Source organism: Enterorhabdus sp. P55 (genome assembly GCF_009911695.1).
Classification (GTDB): Bacteria; Actinomycetota; Coriobacteriia; order Coriobacteriales; family Eggerthellaceae; genus Enterorhabdus.
This window is the reverse complement of sequence record NZ_QWKK01000277.1, coordinates 1-681: the sequence shown is the minus strand read 5'-3', so window position 1 is coordinate 681 and position 681 is coordinate 1. Positions and strand designations below refer to the sequence as shown.

Sequence of the window (681 nt, the reverse complement as noted above, 5' to 3'; positions counted from 1 at the left end):
GGGATTCCGTATCCCAGAGGCTTTGGGCGGGCACCCTCAGACAGAACGGGAGCGTCACGATCAACGGCCTGAGCTCGTGCAAGCTGATAGGGCTTGAGTTCTCCGACAGCGCGGGGCATATGGCGCTGGTGCGCGTCGCGTCCGGCAACCGCGAGTTCTCGCTCCTCCAGGTGCCGGTCGACTCAGCCAATTGGGTGGTTCGCTACTACTTCGGGCGCGTCAACATCAGCGGCAACGCCCTCAAGCTCCTCAAGTGCGGCATCGGCGAGGCCTCCAGCCCGGGGCTCGGCTCCGCGTTCACGCTCACCGGCGGCGACATCAGGGCCGTGACGGCCGTCTGGCGCATCCTCTAGCAAACGTAAGACCCGCCGACGGCGAAGCCGTGCCCCTTGGGCAGCGAGGACTCGCGCGCGTGGATCGTCACGGCGCCGTTGGTGGCGATGGTCACGTAGCCCGCCGCGCGGTCGAACGAGGCCGGGAGCCATGCCTCGGCCGCCGGCCTGTAGCCGGCCGGCACCGTGGCGACCTGACGGCCGTTCCAGGCCGCTAGGTCGGCCGAGAGCGCGGGGATGCCCGTCATGTAGAGAGTTACGAGCCGGCCCACCTTGTAGCCCCGAAGCGCGCCTGAGCTGGTGCAGTTGTGCATCGCGCAGGCGAAGGACGGTGGCTGGGATACGGAAT

At 68.3% G+C, this 681-nt stretch carries 2 protein-coding genes; one reads left to right on the top strand and one right to left on the bottom strand.

Annotated elements, in window-relative coordinates; translation table 11 throughout:
* Nucleotides 1–353: hypothetical protein (locus D1643_RS11265; RefSeq protein ID WP_160710674.1), on the top strand; the 353-nt coding region annotated here is incomplete at its 5' end.
* Here D1643_RS11265 and D1643_RS11260 read toward each other — a convergent pair.
* The coding region (locus tag D1643_RS11260) for a hypothetical protein (RefSeq protein WP_160710673.1) at nt 350–681 on the bottom strand (332 nt) is incomplete at its 5' end. The genes D1643_RS11265 and D1643_RS11260 overlap by 4 nt on opposite strands.